Here is a 17,045-nt window from a genome sequence, read left to right on the forward strand (position 1 = left end):
CTCGCCTGCCCGTCAAGCCGCGATCTATGCCGCCCGATGGGTAGGGGAACCGTATGCCGATACACCTCGGGACCTCCGGGTGGCAGTACGCCGACTGGCGTGACCTGGTCTATTCGGGCCTGCCCCAGCGCCTCTGGCTGGAGCGGTACGGCGAGATGTTCGCCACCGTGGAGAACAACAACGCCTTCTACCGGCTGCCGAAGCGGGAGACGTTCGAGGCGTGGCGGGAGCGGACACCGGACGACTTCGTGATGGCCGTGAAGGCCAGCCGATTCCTCACCCACGTCAAGCGGCTCAAGGACCCCGAGGAGCCGGTCGACCGGCTGATGGGCGTGGCGGAGGGCCTGGGCCCCAAGCTCGGCCCGATCCTCCTCCAGCTCCCGCCCACCCTGCGGGCCGACCCGGAACGACTCCGGGCGTGCCTGGCCCGCTTCCCGCGCACCGTCCGGGTCGCCGTGGAGCCGCGGCACGCCTCCTGGTGGACCGGCGACGTCCGCGACCTGCTGGCCGAGCGCGGCGCCGCACTGTGCTGGGCCGACCGCCGGGGGCGGCCGCTCGGCCCGCTCTGGCGCACCGCCGGCTGGGCCTACCTGCGTTTCCACGAGGGAAGCGCAGGGCCGTGGCCCAGCTACGGCAAGCGTGCGCTGCGGAGCTGGCTCGACCGGCTGGGCGACGTCGACGACGCCTACGTCTACTTCAACAACGACCCGGGCGGCGCCGCCGTGCGGAACGCGATGACGTTCGCGGAGCTGGCCTCGGCGGCGGGGCGGGACGTCACGCGGGCCGGCTCCGCCGTGCCCGCCGCCGAGCGCTGATCCCGCGCATCCGCACGACCGGCGCCGCCGAGCGCTGATCCCGCGCATCCGCACGACCGGCGCCGCCGAGCGCTGCTCGCGCGCATGCATACGGCCGGGGTCACCGCGAGTTGATCTCATGCATGCACACGACGGGCGTCACCGTGCGCCGATCTGGTGGGAGAAGACACCACGGCGGTACGGCTCTCGCGTGAGAGCCGTACCGCCGCGATTCGGCGAGCGCCCCCTTCTTGGGTGATCAGGGGACCGGCGGGCCCGTCAGCCCCGGTGGCCGGGGTCAACGGCGGAGCGGCGGCCTCCGGCCACCAGGTGGTCGGTCGGGGCCTGCTGGGAGGGAATGGAAAGGCTGTGACGGCCGGTCGTGGTGCCCTCGTCCCGGTCGTCGACGCCGTCACGGTCGCGGTCGACGCCGGCCGGGCGCCGCAGGGGGGCGGTGGGACCCGCGGTGCGGTCGTCCACCCCGTCTCCGTCCCGGTCGACGGCAGTAGCGGCGTCAGGGGTGCCGGGGGTGCTCTCCAGCCGGCGCTCGAGATCGCGCTTCTCGGCCTCAAGACGGGACACGCGGTCCCGCTCGGCGAGCCGGGCCTCACGCAGCTTGCGCCGCTTCACAGTGGAGCGGCGCATGCCGGCCATGACCATGAGCAGGCCGATCACGAACACCGCGGCCGTCGCCGCACCGGCGATGAACAGCTCGAAGGGGCTGAGGTTGAACGTCCTGTCCATGACGTCGATCGGCAGCGTGTTGGCGGTGTCGTTCAGCGACACCTCGATCACGGCGCCCGCCGCGACCAGGATCAGAAGAAGACCAAGCAAGACCATGAGACCTCACTCCTGGGCTGATGCGATTCGTGGGCGTTCCTGGGCGCTGTCCGACTGCCCCGTGAGGGCCGGATCATGTGCGTTCCGGTCCGGCGGCACCCGGAAATGCTGAAGACAATGCCGTCGGGACGCTTCGGGCTCGTTTCGCGTAAGACGCCGACGGCCCGCCGAGTCGTACAAAATTTGGTGATTTACACCCCGTTCACACCTGGGTAAATGCCGCGAAATGGCCATTGGGCACTCTCCAACGTGGCGGACGAGTGCCGCTCCGCCTCGTTCCGCCTCGCTGTGAAGGGATCGACGTGACCTACAAGGCCGAGTACATCTGGATCGACGGCACGGAGCCGGCCGCGAAGCTGCGTTCCAAGACCAAGGTCCTCGCCGACGGCGCCGAGCTGTCGGTATGGGGTTTCGACGGTTCCAGCACCAACCAGGCCGCGGGCAACGCCTCCGACTGCGTGCTCAAGCCTGTCTTCTCGTGCCCCGACCCCATCCGCGGCGGCGACGACGTGCTCGTCCTGTGCGAGGTCCTGCTGCCGGACATGACGCCGCACCCCACCAACACGCGCGCCCTGCTGACCTCGGTCGCCGACCAGTTCGCCGACCAGGAGTCCTGGTTCGGCATCGAGCAGGAGTACACGTTCTTCAAGGACGGCCGTCCCTACGGCTTCCCGGTCGGCGGCTTCCCCGGGCCCCAGGGCCCGTACTACTGCGGCATCGGCGCCGACGAGGTCGTCGGCCGTGACATCGTCGAGGCGCACCTCGACGCCTGCATCGCGGCGGGTCTCGCGATCTCCGGCATCAACGCCGAGGTCATGCCCGGCCAGTGGGAGTTCCAGATCGGCCCGGCAGGTCCGGTCGAGGCCTCCGACCACCTCTGGCTCGCCCGCTACCTGCTCTACCGGATCGCCGAGGACTACGGCGTCTCCGCGACCCTCGACCCCAAGCCCGTCCAGGGCGACTGGAACGGCGCGGGCGCGCACACGAACTTCTCCACCAAGGCCATGCGGGAGAGCTACGACCCCATCGTCACCGCGTGCGAGGCCCTCGCGGGCCGTGCGCTGGAGCACATCAAGGGCTACGGCCACGGCATCGAGCAGCGCCTCACCGGCCGCCACGAGACCGCGCCGTGGAACGAGTTCAGCTACGGCGTGTCCGACCGCGGCGCCTCCGTCCGCATCCCATGGCAGGTCGCGCTGGACAAGAAGGGCTACATCGAGGACCGGCGTCCCAACGCCAACATCGACCCGTACGTCGTCACCCGCCTGATCGTCGACACCTGCTGCTCCGCGCTGGAGAAGGCCGACCAGGTCTGATGCGTCCGTGGCTCCCGCCCGTCCGGATGGGAGCCACGCCTTCGTCGAACGGAAGTCGAACCGGGAGGCGAACCGGGATAGGGAACGGCCGATTCAGGCGCTCCAGGGACGGCCGCCCATGTCTGGGACGCCGGAGAACCGGGAGATACGCAACGATCATCACCCGATCCGCTGCGTGACGGTTTCGGGTTTTTCGCGCGATTTGCGGCTTGTCAGATGATTATTCGCTCTTGCATTGTGGTGCCGAACATCATCGGCAATGGGGGAGTGGATGACCGGACCGGTCGCCTCGGACTCTGACTCACCGACCGCCTATCCGGTGTACGCGAGGACCGGCCGGCTCGACGACCTCCGGTCGACGGAGTACTCCTACCTCGACGAAAGCGGTCACATCTACCTCGACTACACCGGATCCGGGTTGCCGTCGCGCTACCAGCTCCGCGCGCACGCCGACCGTGTCAGCGGCGGCTGCTTCGGGAACCCCCACTCGGAGAACCCCACGTCGAGCGCCTCCACCGTGCTCGTGGAGCGGACCCGCGAGGCGATCCTCTCCTACTTCAACGCCTCTCCCGACGAGTACGCCGTCGTCTTCACCTCGAACGCGACCGGCGCGTGCCGGATCGTGGGCGAGTCCTACCCCTTCACGCCCGGGTCGCGTCTCGTCCTCACCGCCGACAACCACAACTCGGTCAACGGGATCCGCGAGTACGCCCGCGCCAAGGGCGCCACGGTGTCCGCCGTACGGCTGACGCCGCCCGAGCTGCGCGTGACCGACGAGGACCTGAGCGCGGCACTGGGGACGTCCGGCCGCGGACTGTTCGCCTTCCCCGCCCAGAGCAACTTCAGCGGGGTGCGGCATCCGCTGAGCTGGGTCTCCGTCGCGCAGTCGCGGGGGTACGACGTGCTGCTCGACGCCGCCGCCTACGTGCCGGCCAACAGGCTCGATCTCAGTGAGATCCACCCGGACTTCGTCCCGGTGAGCTGGTACAAGGTCTTCGGTTACCCCACCGGCGTCGGATGCCTGATCGCCCGGCGGGAGGCCCTCGCGCGGTTGCGGCGGCCATGGTTCTCCGGTGGCACGATCAAGGCGGTCAGCGTCCTCGGCGACTGGCACGTCGCCGCCGAGGACGAGGCGGCCTTCGAGGACGGCACGCTGAACTTCCTGTCGATCCCCGATGTGGAGGTCGGCCTCCGCTGGGTGACGGACATCGGCGTCGACGTCGTCCACGACCGCGTCACCGCCCTCACCGGCCGGCTGCTCGACCGGATGGCGGAGTCGCGCCACTCGGGCGGCGCGCCGATGTTCCGCGTCTACGGGCCACGGCGCACCTACCGGCGGGGTGGCACGATCGCGTTCAACTTCCTCTCGCCGGACGGCCGGGTCGTCGACGAGCGCGCGGTGGCACGTGCCGCGGCCGCCGCCGGGATCTCGCTGCGGACCGGCTGCTTCTGCAACCCGGGCGCCGGCGAGGGAGCCTTCGCCATCGACGAGGAGCTGCTGAAGGGCCCCTTCGCCCACCCGAGCCTGTCGCTGGACGACTATCTGCACGCGCTGGGGCTGCCGAGCGGCGGCGCCGTCCGGGTCTCCTTCGGGATCGCCTCGAACACGGCGGACCTGGACGGGTTCCTGCGGTTCGCCATGGAGAACTATCAGGACCGGATGCCGGACGACACCGGTCTCGGCCCCCGGTTGCGCTGCTGAAGCACCAGGCAGGCCGTCACGAGGAAGACGACGGTGAAGCCGCCCAGAAGGGCCCAGTCGAGAGCCACCGGGCGGGAGAACGTGTCGCCGTACGACGCGAGCAGCGGCGGGCCCAGCGGAGACCCGCCACGGGCCCACAGATCCTCGATGCCGATGCTGCCGCCCAGGCCCTCGAACGCCCACCGGTTGGACATCGCGTAGCTCAGCACCCGGCCCGCCGTCGCCATGACCGGCACGGGGAGGATCGCCCCCACGAACAGCACCTGCGGGAAGCAGAGCATCGGCAGGGCGATCGCCGCCTGGGCCGGATCGGAGACGGCCGCCGAAGTGAGCAGCCCGAGGGCCAGCGCCGCCGCCGACGACAGCACGAGGGTCACGAACAGCCTGCCGTACGTCGCGGCGTCCCCGGCGGGGAGCCGGTCGAGACCGCGCAGGACGGCGAGCATCAGGGCGTCGGCCACGGCGAGCAGCGGCAGCAGCACGGCCGCCTTGGCGAGCACGTACGCGCCGATGCTCAGGCCGGCCAGGCGCTCCCGGCGCAGGATCGCGAACTCCACGCAGATCTGCAGCAGGCCGTACGCGAGGCCGAAGAAGAACCCGCCGAAAGCGATCCAGAAGAGGGTCATCACGGTCGTGCTCGGGCTGGGACGCGCCGGGTCGAAGGCGCCGGGCTGGAACAGCACGGCGAACATCACCAGCACCATGAGGGGCGAGCCGGCCAGGATCGCGAGCGTGAGGCGGTTGCGGAGCAGGATGTCGAGATTGCGCCGCGTCAGCAGGAGCCACTGCCGCAGCGGCCCGATCCGCTCCGCCCGACGCGCCTGCTCCGTCACTCCTCTCGGATCTGCCGAGTCTGCCGGCTCTGCCGGTTCCAGCGGCTCGGCTGCCGCCGGCGCGCCGGACCGGCTGTTCGCGAACCGCTCACCCCACTCCTGGGGGTCGCCGCCGGCGAGGACCTCGTAGATCTCCCCGATCTCCGCCGCCTCGAAGTACCGCAGGGCCTCGGAAAGCCCTCCGTAGAAGGCGAGATGGCCGTCTCGCGCGAGGAACGCGATCGCGTCGCAGTGCCGTACGTCCGAGGGGTTGTGCGTGGTCAGCACGACGGTGGTGCCCTCGTCGGCCAGCCGGCGCAGCAGCCGCATGAAGTTCGCCGCCGTGGCCGGGTCCAGGCCCGATGTCGGCTCGTCCAGGAAGAAGACCCGCGGCCGGGTGAGCAGCTCGACCGCGATGCTGGCCCGCTTGCGCTGGCCGCCGCTCAGCGACCCGACCGCCACGTCCGCCCGGTCGGACAGATCGAGGGCGTCCAGGACGTCCCGGATCGACTTGTCGATCTCCGCGGCGGCCGTGCCCTTCGGGAGCCGCAGCCGTGCCGCGTACGCCAGGGTCCGGGCGAGCGGCAGCTCGCGATGGATGATGTCGTCCTGGGGGACGTAGCCGAACGTGAGCGGCTCGTCGTAGCGGACGGAGCCCTCGGCCGGTGGCCGGATCCCGGCGAGGGCGTCGAGGAGCGTGGTCTTCCCCGCGCCACTGGCTCCGGCGATCGCCACCAGCTGTCCCGGCTCGATGGTGAGCGTGACGTCGCTCAGCGTCCGGCGGTCTCCTCCGGCTCGCTGGGAGACCGCGACGGCCTCGATACGCATGATCACCTCTGGGGGGTCGGAGCTGGTCGCGTCCAAGTCTGGTGGATGGTTCGCCTGGCGGGCACCCGATGGTCAGGTCGACGACGCCTGACACTTCTATGGTCCCGGCCATGACCATGATCCGTAAGAGCGTGGCCGCCACCCTCGCCGTCCTCACGGGCGGTACGGTTGCCGCTGTGCTGCTGCAGCCGAGTCCCGCGAGCGCCGGGCGTGACCGCGAACCCGTCGTGATCGGCCATAGGGGCGCCAGCGCCCTGCGCCCCGAGCACACCCTGCTGTCCTACGAGACGGCGATCGCCCTCGGCGCCGACTTCATCGAGCCCGACCTCGTCTCCACCAAGGACCACGTCCTGGTCGCCCGGCACGAGAACGAGATCTCGGCCACGACCGACGTGGAGAACCACCCCGAGTTCGCCGCCCGGCGGGCCACCAAGGCGATCGACGGCGTGCCGGTGACCGGCTGGTTCACCGAGGACTTCACGCTGGCCGAGCTGCGCACGCTGCGGGCCGAGGAGCGCGTCCCCGACCTGCGCCCGGAGAACGCCGCCTTCAACGGCCTGGCGCAGATCCCCACCCTCGACGAGGTCGTCGAGCTGGCCCGGCGGCACGGCGTCGGCGTCTACCCCGAGACGAAGCACCCGACCTACTTCGACTCGATCGGCCTCTCGCTGGAGGAGCCGATGCTGGAGGTCCTCACCCGGCACGGCTGGCGTGGCCCGCGCGACCCGGTCTTCATCCAGTCGTTCGAGACGGCCAACCTGCGCGCGCTGCGCGGCCGGACCAAGCTGCGGCTGATCCAGCTCGTCAACGCGTCCGGCGCGCCGTACGACCGGGTGGCGGCGGGCGACCCGCTGACCTACGACCAGATGGTCACCCCCGCCGGGCTCAAGGATGTGGCGTCGTACGCGGACGGCGTTGGCGTGGCGACCTCGCGGATCGTGCCGGTGGGGCCGGACGGCCACCTCCTCGCGCCGACGACGCTGGTCCAGGACGCCCACCGGGCGAAGCTCGACGTCCACACCTGGACGATCCGCGACGAGAACTCCCAGCTCCCGCTGGACTTCCGGCTCGGCGACCCGGCGAACCCGGCGTACGCCCGGGCGACGGGGAACGTCGCCGGGTGGCTGTCGTCGCTGCTCGACCTCGGCGTGGACGGCGTCTTCGCCGACAACCCCGGCACCGCCCGGGCCGTGCTGGCCGGCCGCGACCGCGCCTGACGACCGGCTCCTCCCCGCCCGGCCCCTGATGCCTTGATGTCCGGGGCCGGGCTCCTGCTGGGGCGCCAATTTGACAATGATTTTCATTGACGGCACGATTTCGGGAAGGATCCGTGCTTATAGGTCGTTGCCCACGTCGACCTCTGATGTCGAAACCTGTGAGGAGCCCGCGTGCTCTCGCCGCCAGCAAGGGCGTTGCCGTCCGCCGTACTTCTCGTCCTGTTAACGGGCGGCTGCGCGGCGACGAACGCGTCGGCGACCTCCGCCGATCCCCCCGGCACGCTCAAGGTCGTGGCGACCACGACGCAGATCGCGGACTTCGCGCGCAACGTCGGCGGCGACAAGGTGAGCGTCCACCAGATCCTCAAGCCGAACGTCGACCCGCACGACTACGAGCCGTCGCCTCTGGACATCCAGGCGATCTCGGAGGCCGACGTCGTCGTGAAGAACGGCGTGGACCTGGAGAGGTGGCTCGACCCCGTCATCGCCGCGGCCGGATTCGAGGGGCCCGTGGTCGACGCGAGCCAGGGCCTGCGGATCCGCAAGGGCGACGGGTCGCGGGAGGAGGCGGCCGGGGACCCGCACGTCTGGCACGACCCGCGGAACGTCAAGCTCATGACGGCGGCCATCGAGAAGGCGTACGCCGCGGAGGACCCCGCCGACGCCGCGGCCTACCAGGCCAACCTGGCCGCCTACAACGCCAAGATCGACGCGCTGGACGCCGACATCGCCGCGAAGATCCAGTCGATCCCCGCCGACCGGCGCAAGCTGGTGACCAACCATGACGCGCTGGGCTACTACATCGACCGCTACAAGCTGACGTTCGTCGGCTCGATCATCCCGAGCTTCGACACCTCGGCCGAGTTGTCGGCCAGCCAGATCTCCGACCTCGTGACCAAGATCAAGGCGGCCGGCGCGACGGCGGTGTTCTCGGAGGCGTCGCTCCCGCCCAAGACAGCCGAGACGATCGGCCGGGAGGCCGGCGTGCGGGTCGTCGCGGGTGAGGACGCGCTGTACGGAGACACGCTGGGCCCGGACGGATCGGCCGGGGCGACCTACCTCCAGATGGAGGAGCACAACACCGACACGCTCGTGAACGCCCTGAGGGGGACGGCCGCATGACGGAGCCGAGCATCATCAGGGCCCCGCGGCCCGCCGGCAGCGAGGCGACGCTCCTGCTCGACCACGCCAGCGTCGCGTACGGCGACGTGCCGGTGCTCGAAGAGCTGCACGGCACGGTCTACGCCGGTGAGGCCGTGGCGCTCATCGGCCCGAACGGCGCGGGCAAGTCGACCCTGATCAAGGCCGTGCTCGGGCTGGTCCCCACCGTGCGCGGCAAGATCGAGGTGCTCGGCACCTCCCCGGCTCAGGCCCGCCGCGACGTCGCGTACGTGCCGCAGGCCGACACCCTCGACCCCGACTTCCCGGTCTCGGTCGAGCAGGTGGTGATGATGGGCCGCTACCGGAAGATCGGCTGGCTGCGCCGTCCCTCGGCCGAGGACCGCGAGCGGTCGGCGCGCGCGCTGGAGCGGGTCGGGCTGAGCGGCCGTGCCCGCGACCGGTTCGGCACGCTGTCCGGCGGGCAGCGGCAGCGCGTGCTGCTGGCACGGGCGATCGCAGCCGAGCCCCGGCTGCTGCTGCTCGACGAGCCGTTCAACGGGGTGGACGCGGTCAGCCAGCACGCCCTGCTGGAGGCCATAGCGGCGCTCAAGGCGCAGGGCGCCTCCGTGGTCATCAGCACCCACGACCTCGCGATCGCGCACCTCGCGTGTGACGAGGTCTGCCTGCTCAACCGCAGCCAGTTCGGCTTCGGCCCGACCGGCGACGTGCTGACGCCGGAACGGCTGCGCGCGACGTACGGCGGGCGCGCGCTGGAACTGCGCGGCGACCGGGTGATCGTGACCCAGACATGAGCCTGTTCGAGCCGTACCACCTGCCGTTCATGGCCCGCGCGCTGGCCGAGCTGGTCATCCTGGGCGCCCTCGCGGGCACTGTCGGGGTGCTCGTGCTGCTCCGGCGGCTCGCGTTCGTCAGCGACACCCTGACCCACACCGTCTTCCCCGGCGTGGTCATCGGCTACCTGATGGCCGGGGACGGCGGCATCTTCTGGGGCGCGCTCGCCGCCGGAGTGGTGACCGCCGTCCTGCTGACGCTGTTCACCCACCGCCGCCGGGTGAGCGAGGACGCCGCGCTGGCCATGCTGCTGACCACCCTGTTCGCGGTCGGCGTCGTGCTGGTCTCGCGGCAGACCGGCTACACCTCCGACCTCACCGCGTTCCTGTTCGGCCGGGTGCTGACCGTGACCCCGGAGCAGCTCGCGCAGACGGGCATCGTGACCGTCCTGGTCGTGGCGCTGCTGGCGGTGCTGCGTCGGCCGCTGGCGCTGCGCGCGTTCGACCCGGAGGGCGCCCGCGCGGCCGGTGTCCGGGTCGGCCTGCTCGATCTGGTGCTGAACGTCGTCATCGCCCTGGTGGTCGTCGCCGCCGTCCGCGCCGTCGGGACGATCCTGGTGATCGCTCTGCTGATCGTGCCCGCCGCCGCGGCCCGCGCCCTGTCGGACCGGATCGCTGTCATCGTGCCGGCGGCCTGCGTCATCGGCGCGGCAGGCGGCTGGCTCGGGCTGTCGGCCAGCTACGAGGCGTCGGTCGGCTACGGCCTGCGGCTCGCCTCCGGCGGGACGATCGTGCTCGTCCTCGTCGTGATGTACGGCTTGGCGTCCGCCGCCGGGCTGGTCAGGAGACGGATGGGCCTCGCCCGGGCGAGGGGCGTCGCCGCGCTGGAGGGAGCCGGATGAGCTGGTTCGACTCCACCGTCCACCGCGCGCTCATCGAGGCGGCCCTGGTCGGCGCGCTCGGCGGCGTCGTGGGGGTGTTCGTGGTCGTCCGGCGGCTGCCGTTCTTCACGATGGCCCTCACCCACGCCACCTTCCCCGGCGTCGTCATCGCCGCGCTGCTCGGGGTGAACCTGTACCTCGGGGGAGGGGCGTTCGGCCTGCTGGTCGTCCTGGCCGTCCTGGCGTTCAGCCGGGGGCGCGGGCAGGACTTCACCGCCGCGACGGGCATCGCGCTGTCCGGCGGGTTCGCCCTCGGCGTCGTGCTCGTGTCGGCGCAGGACGGCTTCTCCAAGGACCTCACCGCCTACACCGTGGGCGACATCCTGTCGGTCGGCACGGCCGATCTGGCCACGACGGCCGCGGTCGCCGTGGTGGCGGCGGCCGTCCTCCTCGTGGCGGGCAAGGAGCTGCTGCTCGCCGCCTTCGACCCCGCGGGGGCGGCGGCCGCCGGTCTGCCCGCCGTGCTGCTCGACTTCGTCCTGCTGGCGGTCATCGAGGTGACGGTGGTCGCCACCGTCCCCGCGCTCGGCGCCATCCTGGCCGTGGCGCTGATCGTCGGCCCGGCCGCGACCGCACGGCTGCTCACCGACAGGATCGCGCTGATGTTCCCCGTCGCGGCGGCCCTCGGGGTGGCCTGCGGCCTGGCCGGCGTGTGGGTCTCCACCCAGTGGGACGTGGCGGCCGGCGCCTCGATCGCCCTGCTCGTCGGCCTGGTCTTCGGCCTGGCGTTCCTCGGCTCGGTCGTACGCGGCCGGGCGCACCGCCCCGTCCCCGCCTGAAGCCGTCATCACACGCGGCGGGCCTGGAACCGCCGCGGTGACGCTCAGAGGTGGACCACGCTGCCCAGGTGGTCGACGTCGTCGGCGTGCTCGTCGTCGAACCACACGCCGCCGGTGGCGAGGTAGCGGAACCGGTGCACGCCCGCAGGGAGGATGACCGACACGGTCCGGGTGCCGTTCCTGCGGCGGGTCAGCTCGTGACGGCCGGGCAGCCAGCCGTTGAAATCGCCCACCACGCTGACGACCCCTTCAGGCTCGTCGACGGGAAGGGCGAAGGTGAGCCTGGTCTTATGTCCGAAAAGCCGCGTTCGCTTGAGCATCGATCCTCCCTCAGGGGCCGGAATGCCCATAGCCTGACGTGCCAGAACCTGTGGAAGAAATGGGACACGCGGTGCGTAACACAATATTCATCGATATTTATGCCGCCATGAGGATATGGTTTCGGCCCTGAGGGGATCGCGGGCGGAACCGGGCAGACTCAGGACGAGCGGCCGACTCCGCACAGGGACCAGACGGGCATGTCGCGACCACGCATGGGGGGCGCTTCGTCCTCGGGGTGCCAGTCGTCCAGCGGCACGAGGCCCGGTTCCTTGATTTTGAATCCGTCGAAAAGCTCGCGGATCCGTTCCCTGTCGCGGAGCGTCATCGTGACGTTGGTCCCCCGGTAGACGGACGCTCCCAGGTGCGCGGCGCCGGCCCGCTCCTCGTCCGTCGCGTGCGACATGACCAGGTAGCTGCCCGGCGGCACGGCGTCGCACAGCCGGGCGATCTTCTCCTCTGGCCGGTCGCCGTCGGGGAGGAAGTGCGTCACCGCGACGAGCAGGATCGCCACCGGCTCGGAGAGGTCGATGACCGAGCGCAGGCCGTCGTCGGCCATGATCTCCTCGGGCCGCCGCAGGTCTCCCTCGACGGTGACGGTGCAGGTGGCGCCGGACATGGCGCGGGAGTGCGCGAGCACGACGGGATCGTTGTCGACGTACGCGACCCGGGTGCCGGGGTCGGCCTCGGCCGCGACCTCGTGGACGGTCCGGCCCTCGGGCAGCCCGCTGCCGATGTCGACGAACTGGCGGATCCCCGCGTCGGCGGCGAGATGGCGTACGGCCCTGTGGAGGAAGGCCCGGCTGCGCAGGGCCAGCTCGCGGGCCTCGGGCGCCACCGTCAGGAGGCGCTCGGCCGCGCGCCTGTCCGCGGGGAGGTTGTCCTTGCCGCCGAGAAGGTAGTTGTACATGCGCGCGGCGTTCGGAATGTGCGCGTCGATGCCGGGAAGCACGTCGGGATCCATGTCCCACCGCGTCGCCCGGTCATCGGTCACCCGTCGTCTCCGTACAGCTGAGTGAAGAACTTGGTGCGAGCATAGAATCCTTCGGTGAGAATTTAAACGAAGAGGCCTTCGCTGCGGCGAACTTCCCGAATGCGGGCTTGGCTCTGCCGGGCAGACCTCTGTTCGCCACGGCCAGCGCGACGAGTGGCAGCGGAAGCACGGCGGTCCATATCCGGTGGGCTCCCGGCCAGCGGGGATCGCTCTGCAACGGCCACATCCACAGGTCGGCCGTCAGGAAAAGCGTGAGCACCAGAAGGGCCAACTGGGCCGCCGCTCCGACGAGGGCGGCCGTGCGACCGTGCGCGGGACGCAGCCGTACGGCGACGGCGGCACCGGACAGCCCCGCGAGCACGCAGGTCCCCGCCTCCAGGCTGACGTCACCGATGAGCAGCGAGGATCCCTTCGGCAGCGAGACGATCATGATGGCCAGGGCTGCGCACCACGCGGTGAGCGCCGCTCCCGCGGCCAGGGCCGTCCGCATCCACATACGCAGCCACCGGGGCACGGGCAGCGGCAGCGTGCCGTACGCCATGGGGTCGACGAGGCAGAACCCGGCGGCGGCCCCGAGCACCGCGGCGGACAGGCGCAGCAGCACCAAGGCGTCGCAGGTGACGACCGTCCCGGAGACAAGGGCGGTGGCGCCCAGCAGCCCGAGGGCCGTCGCGGCGGCCCAGGCGAGCGGGGCCCAGTCGGCGGCACGCAGGAGCGGGCGGAGGAGAAGCAGGGCGGTGCGGATCACGAGCATGCCCTCCGTTCGGCGTCATCGGGGTCTGGGGTGAGGCCGAGCAGCGGGAGCCCCTGCTCGACCGTGGTCTTCGGGTCCATGAGCGTCGACCAGTTGGCCCACACCCGTTCACGCGCGTCAGGGCGACGGACCAGCCGTTCCGCGTAGCCGTAGAGGCGCTCCGCGGCCCGCCGCTCGGAGTCCTCCGTCTCCGCCCACGACAGGGCGGCGGTACGCACCGGCCCGGCCTGGCCACCGAGCCACAGGGCCACCAGCGTGCGGGCCTGCCCCCACGCTGCGCATCCCGGGGTGCCCTGGTAGACGTGGATGTTCGAGGCGCCGTTATGGGGATCGGTGGTGAGCATCCGGTACCAGACCAGGGGCAGACCGGCGACCTCGGCCGCCACCTGGCCCCCGAGCCACGCCTGCGACGTCCGCTCCACGCCGTTCCTGCCCCAATCGAAGAACGGCCCGGAGAGATGCGCCCACCGGGGCGGCAGGGCCGTCATTCGCCTGACCCCCATGGAGACGAAACCCACCCGCTGCCGGATCTCCGGCACCCGATCCCGGGCGGCGGGCGGGATCGCCGCCACAACCGGATGTACGGCCTGTGACCAGAGCGGGATCCATCGTTGGTATCCCGGATAGGCGCAATAGCGGACACGGTCGACATCCCGGCAGTGGTGCGCGGAAGGCAACATGAGGGGCGCCAGCGCCTCAGCCGGTGCGAAATGGGCGCCCGCGACCGCGGTGGCCCCCGTGGGCACCGCGACCGCCAGCCCGGTGACCACCGCGAGAGCCCGCCGGAGCCGCAGCCCGTGGCGGCACATGCCCAGCCCGGCGAGGAGCAGGGTCGCGGCGAGGAGATAGACGAGATGGGCGGCCGACGGCCGGGGGGCGACGAAGACCGGCACCTCGTGGTGCACGATCACCGGGAGCAGGGCGGCCCATGGGCTGCCCTCCCGTCCCAGCTCGATCGGCACGGCGAAGGCGAAGACGGCCACGGGCCCGGCGACGAGGCTGGGGAGCCAACGGCCAAGCGCCACGCCGAGGACGGCTCCCAGCGCCGCCGCCACCGGCCCGGTCAGTGCTTCCCACGGGTCGAACCGGCCCGCCGCCGAGGTCGGCAGCAGGCTCAGCAGGTGGACGGCCGTCGCGACCCCCGCGACCCCGGCGGCGACGGCCGGAGTGGCGACGATGAGCGCTCTCGTCCGCGCCGGGGCCCGGACCGGCAGGGCCCCGAGCATCTCCGGCATGCCGTGCCGCCGCTCGCGCGTGGTGGCGATGTTCGCCGCCATCAGCGCCGCCGCGGCGACGATCAGGCCGGCGTAGCTCGCGTCCATGGTGACCACCGACCAGTCGGGAACGCGGAACCATGTCTGCCAGGTGCGCAGAGCGACCGTCAGCGCGGCGGCCCCCCACAGCAGCGGGCTTCTCAGCAGGCGCGCCCCCTCGAAGCGCATCAGGCTCACCGGTCCCGTGCCGGGCCGCCCGGCCGTCCGTCGCCGGCCCGTCTCCGGGTGAGGCCGCCGGGCCGTCGCCGTCACGCCGCTCACGCCGCACGCTCCGAGGCCGGGCCGACCAGGAGCAGGTAGCCGTCCTCCACCGTCGGCTCCGCCGGTTCGCCCCCTTCGGGGACCTCACCGATCGTGCGGTAGCGGCCGTCGGCCGTACGCCAGAAGAGCGCGCCGGGCTCGGGACGGACGCCGGTCATGCTCACCCGTCCGGCGGCGACGGCGGCGAGGCCGCCGGGCGTGCCGTCGAACAGCACCCGCCCGGCGTCCATCACCACCACGCGCTCGCACAGGGCGGCGACGTCCTCGGTCTGGTGGGTGGACAGCAGGACCGTACGGCTCTCGCCGAGCTCGGAGACGAGCGCGCGCAGCCGCAGCCGCTGCTCGGGGTCGAGACCGACCGTGGGCTCGTCGAGGACGAGCAGCCGGGGCTCCCCGAGCAGTGCCTGGGCGAGCGCGAGCCGCTGCCGCATGCCTCCTGACAGCTTGCGCACCTTGGTCGCGGCCCGATCGAGGAGGCCGACCTCACCGAGGACCCGGCGCACCTCCCGGTGGCGCTCGCGCCGGTCGGTCATCTCCTTGAGGATGGCGACGTAGTCGAGGCTCTCGAACGCGGTGAAGTGGGGATAGAACCCGGGATCCTGCGGAAGGTAGCCGAGGCGGCGGCGCAGCTCGGTGCGTTCCGCGTGGGACCGGGGGTCGAGGCCGAGGACGCGCACCTCGCCTGTGTCGGGCGCGAGGGTCGTCGCCAGGCAGCGCAGCAGCGTCGTCTTGCCCGCGCCGTTCGGGCCGAGCAGCCCGGTCACGCCGCGCCCGAAGGCGAGGTCGAGCCCGTCGAGCACGATCCTGCGGCCGTAGCGTTTGCCGAGGCCGCGGACGCTCACGGTCGCGACCTGGGTGGGAGGTGGCGGGGCGGGCGTTGTCACGGATGTCACCTGGGCTCTCCTGGGTCGAGGTGGTGGCGCCGGAGGTAGAGGACGAGGGCGAGGAGCGCCGCGGCGCAGCCGTACGCGACCTGCGCCCCCGGCTGGAACGGCAGCGAGCGGTCACCCGTCGCGGCCCCCACGGCCGTCACCACCCCGACCCAGCAGGCGGCCAGACCCGCGGCGGCGACGGGGAGGGGCAGCCGGGTGCCGAGCGCCAGTGCGCCGGAGGTCAGTGCGAGCGCGGGCAGCAGCCAGGCCGCGCTCATCGGGGTCATCACGGGCAGCAGGGGAACGGCCAGCCCCGTCAGCACGAGCGCGGTGACGAGGGCGGCGACGGACCTCAGCAGGAGCAGCGGCGCGCCGGCCATCGGGGTGGCGGCGTACGACTCGTGGGCGGGATCGGCCCACGGGCCGTACGCGAGGGCGATGCCCGCCGGGGGCAGCACCGGCGCGAGCGTCAGGAACGCGAGCAGTCCGCCGGGCGCCAGATGCGCCGCCGCCACGCCGAACCCGAGGGTCACGGCCAGGGCGGCCAGCCAGGCCCGGCTCAGCGTGGGCGTCGCGACGAGAACGCGGGCGAGATGCTCGGGGACGCCCAGGCGCCGCGAGGCGCGCTCGGCCAGGCTCTGACGGGGCCGTACGACCTCGTCGGCGACCCGCTCCCACGACGCCGCCAGCCACTCCTCGTCGGGGGGCACCGCCGTGCGGCAGGGACCGCACCGGGCGAGGTGCGCGTCCACGGACATGACCTGGACGGGGTCGAGCGCTCCGCTCAGGTAGCGGTCGAGCAGCTCGGCGGGGACGTGCCAGTCAGTCATGCGAGCTCCTCCCTCAGCCGGGCCTTCGCCCGCATGAGACGGGTCTTCACGGTGCCCTCGGGGACGCCGAGCAGCCGGGACGCCTCGCGGACCGTGAGGCCGTCGAGGACGGTGGCCTGGATCACGGCCCGGAGCTCGGGAGACAGGCGGGCCAGGGCCGCGCCGAGGTCGCCGTGCTCGATGCCGAGCAGCACGCTGTCCTCGGCCGACGCCACCGGGCTGCCGATGTCGGCGTCGGGGACGGAGGCCGAGGCGATCCAGTTGCCGCCGCGCCCGCGGAGGGCGGACGCCAGCCGTCGCGCGGCGATCGTCCAGATCCACGCCGCCGCGTCGTCGCCCTGAGGGGAGTAGCGGGCGGCCCCGCGCCACACCGCGACGAAGGTGTCCTGGATCGCGTCGTCGACCAGGTCGGGGTCGGAGCACCGGCGGAGCAGGCGGCCACGCAGCCACGGCGCGTGCCGCCGGTGCAGGATCCGCAGCGCCTCGACCTGCCCGGCCGCGACCGCCTCGATCAGCTCGTGGTCGCCGTCGCCGTCGCCGGGCGCGGGAGGCGGCGGGGGCGGGCGTCTCCGGTGCGGCGGGAGCCTCAGGGGGAACGGGCGCATGTTCCGTCTATCGCCG

General features: G+C 72.2%; 17 protein-coding genes. 8 read left to right on the forward strand and 9 right to left on the reverse strand.

Annotation, left to right across the window (positions count from 1 at the left end):
* Nucleotides 1-53 precede the first annotated feature (53 nt).
* The gene (locus tag AB0B72_RS18210) at nt 54-815 is read left to right on the forward strand and encodes a DUF72 domain-containing protein (protein WP_367739956.1); all 762 of its coding nucleotides are present in this window, start codon (nt 54-56) and stop codon (nt 813-815) included.
* A 258-nt stretch (nt 816-1,073) separates the two neighbouring features.
* Here AB0B72_RS18210 and AB0B72_RS18215 read toward each other — a convergent pair whose 3' ends face one another.
* On the reverse strand, nt 1,074-1,634 hold the full coding sequence (locus AB0B72_RS18215; protein ID WP_367739957.1) for a hypothetical protein: 561 nt from the start codon (nt 1,632-1,634) through the stop codon (nt 1,074-1,076).
* 302 nt (nt 1,635-1,936) lie between these two features.
* Here AB0B72_RS18215 and glnII point away from each other — a divergent pair, with 302 nt between their 5' ends.
* Nucleotides 1,937-2,950 (forward strand): glutamine synthetase, encoded by a 1,014-nt coding sequence (gene glnII / locus AB0B72_RS18220; RefSeq protein ID WP_367739958.1) that lies wholly within the window; start codon nt 1,937-1,939, stop codon nt 2,948-2,950.
* Nucleotides 2,951-3,221: 271 nt separating this feature from the next.
* Nucleotides 3,222-4,652, forward strand: a complete 1,431-nt coding sequence (locus AB0B72_RS18225; protein WP_367739959.1) for an aminotransferase class V-fold PLP-dependent enzyme — start codon at nt 3,222-3,224, stop codon at nt 4,650-4,652.
* Here AB0B72_RS18225 and AB0B72_RS18230 read toward each other — a convergent pair.
* Nucleotides 4,601-6,292, reverse strand: coding sequence for an ATP-binding cassette domain-containing protein (locus tag AB0B72_RS18230; protein WP_367739960.1), 1,692 nt, complete (start codon nt 6,290-6,292; stop codon nt 4,601-4,603). The genes AB0B72_RS18225 and AB0B72_RS18230 overlap by 52 nt on opposite strands.
* A gap of 110 nt (nt 6,293-6,402) precedes the next feature.
* On the opposite strand from AB0B72_RS18230, the gene AB0B72_RS18235 reads away from it, so the two are divergent.
* From AB0B72_RS18235 to AB0B72_RS18255, 5 genes are all read left to right on the forward strand, one after another.
* Nucleotides 6,403-7,509 (forward strand): glycerophosphodiester phosphodiesterase, encoded by a 1,107-nt coding sequence (locus AB0B72_RS18235; protein WP_367739961.1) that lies wholly within the window; start codon nt 6,403-6,405, stop codon nt 7,507-7,509.
* 171 nt (nt 7,510-7,680) lie between these two features.
* Complete coding sequence (locus AB0B72_RS18240) at nt 7,681-8,631, forward strand: metal ABC transporter substrate-binding protein (RefSeq protein WP_367739962.1); 951 nt, start codon at nt 7,681-7,683, stop codon at nt 8,629-8,631.
* Nucleotides 8,628-9,422: a metal ABC transporter ATP-binding protein gene (locus tag AB0B72_RS18245; protein ID WP_367739963.1), complete on the forward strand. Its 795-nt coding sequence runs from the start codon at nt 8,628-8,630 to the stop codon at nt 9,420-9,422. The genes AB0B72_RS18240 and AB0B72_RS18245 overlap by 4 nt, the downstream gene beginning before the upstream one ends.
* Complete coding sequence (locus AB0B72_RS18250; RefSeq protein WP_367739964.1) at nt 9,419-10,303, forward strand: metal ABC transporter permease; 885 nt, start codon at nt 9,419-9,421, stop codon at nt 10,301-10,303. Before AB0B72_RS18245 ends, AB0B72_RS18250 begins: the two co-directional genes overlap by 4 nt.
* The gene (locus AB0B72_RS18255) at nt 10,300-11,121 is read left to right on the forward strand and encodes a metal ABC transporter permease (protein ID WP_367739965.1); all 822 of its coding nucleotides are present in this window, start codon (nt 10,300-10,302) and stop codon (nt 11,119-11,121) included. The genes AB0B72_RS18250 and AB0B72_RS18255 overlap by 4 nt, the downstream gene beginning before the upstream one ends.
* A 44-nt stretch (nt 11,122-11,165) precedes the next feature.
* On the opposite strand, the gene AB0B72_RS18260 is transcribed toward AB0B72_RS18255, so the two are convergent.
* The 7 genes from AB0B72_RS18260 to AB0B72_RS18290 form a co-directional block, all read right to left on the reverse strand.
* Entirely contained in the window at nt 11,166-11,441 is a 276-nt protein-coding gene (locus AB0B72_RS18260; protein WP_367739966.1) for an isoamylase early set domain-containing protein, read from the reverse strand.
* Nucleotides 11,442-11,599: 158 nt separating this feature from the next.
* The gene (locus tag AB0B72_RS18265; RefSeq protein ID WP_367739967.1) at nt 11,600-12,433 is read right to left on the reverse strand and encodes an SAM-dependent methyltransferase; all 834 of its coding nucleotides are present in this window, start codon (nt 12,431-12,433) and stop codon (nt 11,600-11,602) included.
* The gene (locus tag AB0B72_RS18270; protein WP_367739968.1) at nt 12,423-13,187 is read right to left on the reverse strand and encodes a hypothetical protein; all 765 of its coding nucleotides are present in this window, start codon (nt 13,185-13,187) and stop codon (nt 12,423-12,425) included. Before AB0B72_RS18270 ends, AB0B72_RS18265 begins: the two co-directional genes overlap by 11 nt.
* Entirely contained in the window at nt 13,178-14,722 is a 1,545-nt protein-coding gene (locus tag AB0B72_RS18275) for a hypothetical protein (protein ID WP_367739969.1), read from the reverse strand. Before AB0B72_RS18275 ends, AB0B72_RS18270 begins: the two co-directional genes overlap by 10 nt.
* Nucleotides 14,719-15,615 carry an ATP-binding cassette domain-containing protein gene (locus tag AB0B72_RS18280; RefSeq protein ID WP_367739970.1) on the reverse strand — a complete coding sequence of 299 codons (897 nt, stop codon included), beginning with the start codon at nt 15,613-15,615 and terminating at the stop codon, nt 14,719-14,721. The genes AB0B72_RS18275 and AB0B72_RS18280 overlap by 4 nt, the downstream gene beginning before the upstream one ends.
* Entirely contained in the window at nt 15,612-16,424 is an 813-nt protein-coding gene (locus tag AB0B72_RS18285) for a zf-HC2 domain-containing protein (RefSeq protein WP_367739971.1), read from the reverse strand. Before AB0B72_RS18285 ends, AB0B72_RS18280 begins: the two co-directional genes overlap by 4 nt.
* The gene (locus tag AB0B72_RS18290; RefSeq protein ID WP_367739972.1) at nt 16,421-17,029 is read right to left on the reverse strand and encodes an RNA polymerase sigma factor; all 609 of its coding nucleotides are present in this window, start codon (nt 17,027-17,029) and stop codon (nt 16,421-16,423) included. Before AB0B72_RS18290 ends, AB0B72_RS18285 begins: the two co-directional genes overlap by 4 nt.
* Nucleotides 17,030-17,045 lie beyond the last annotated feature (16 nt).

Source organism: Microbispora sp. NPDC049125, from assembly GCF_040802045.1.
In the GTDB taxonomy this organism is placed as follows: domain Bacteria; phylum Actinomycetota; class Actinomycetes; order Streptosporangiales; family Streptosporangiaceae; genus Microbispora.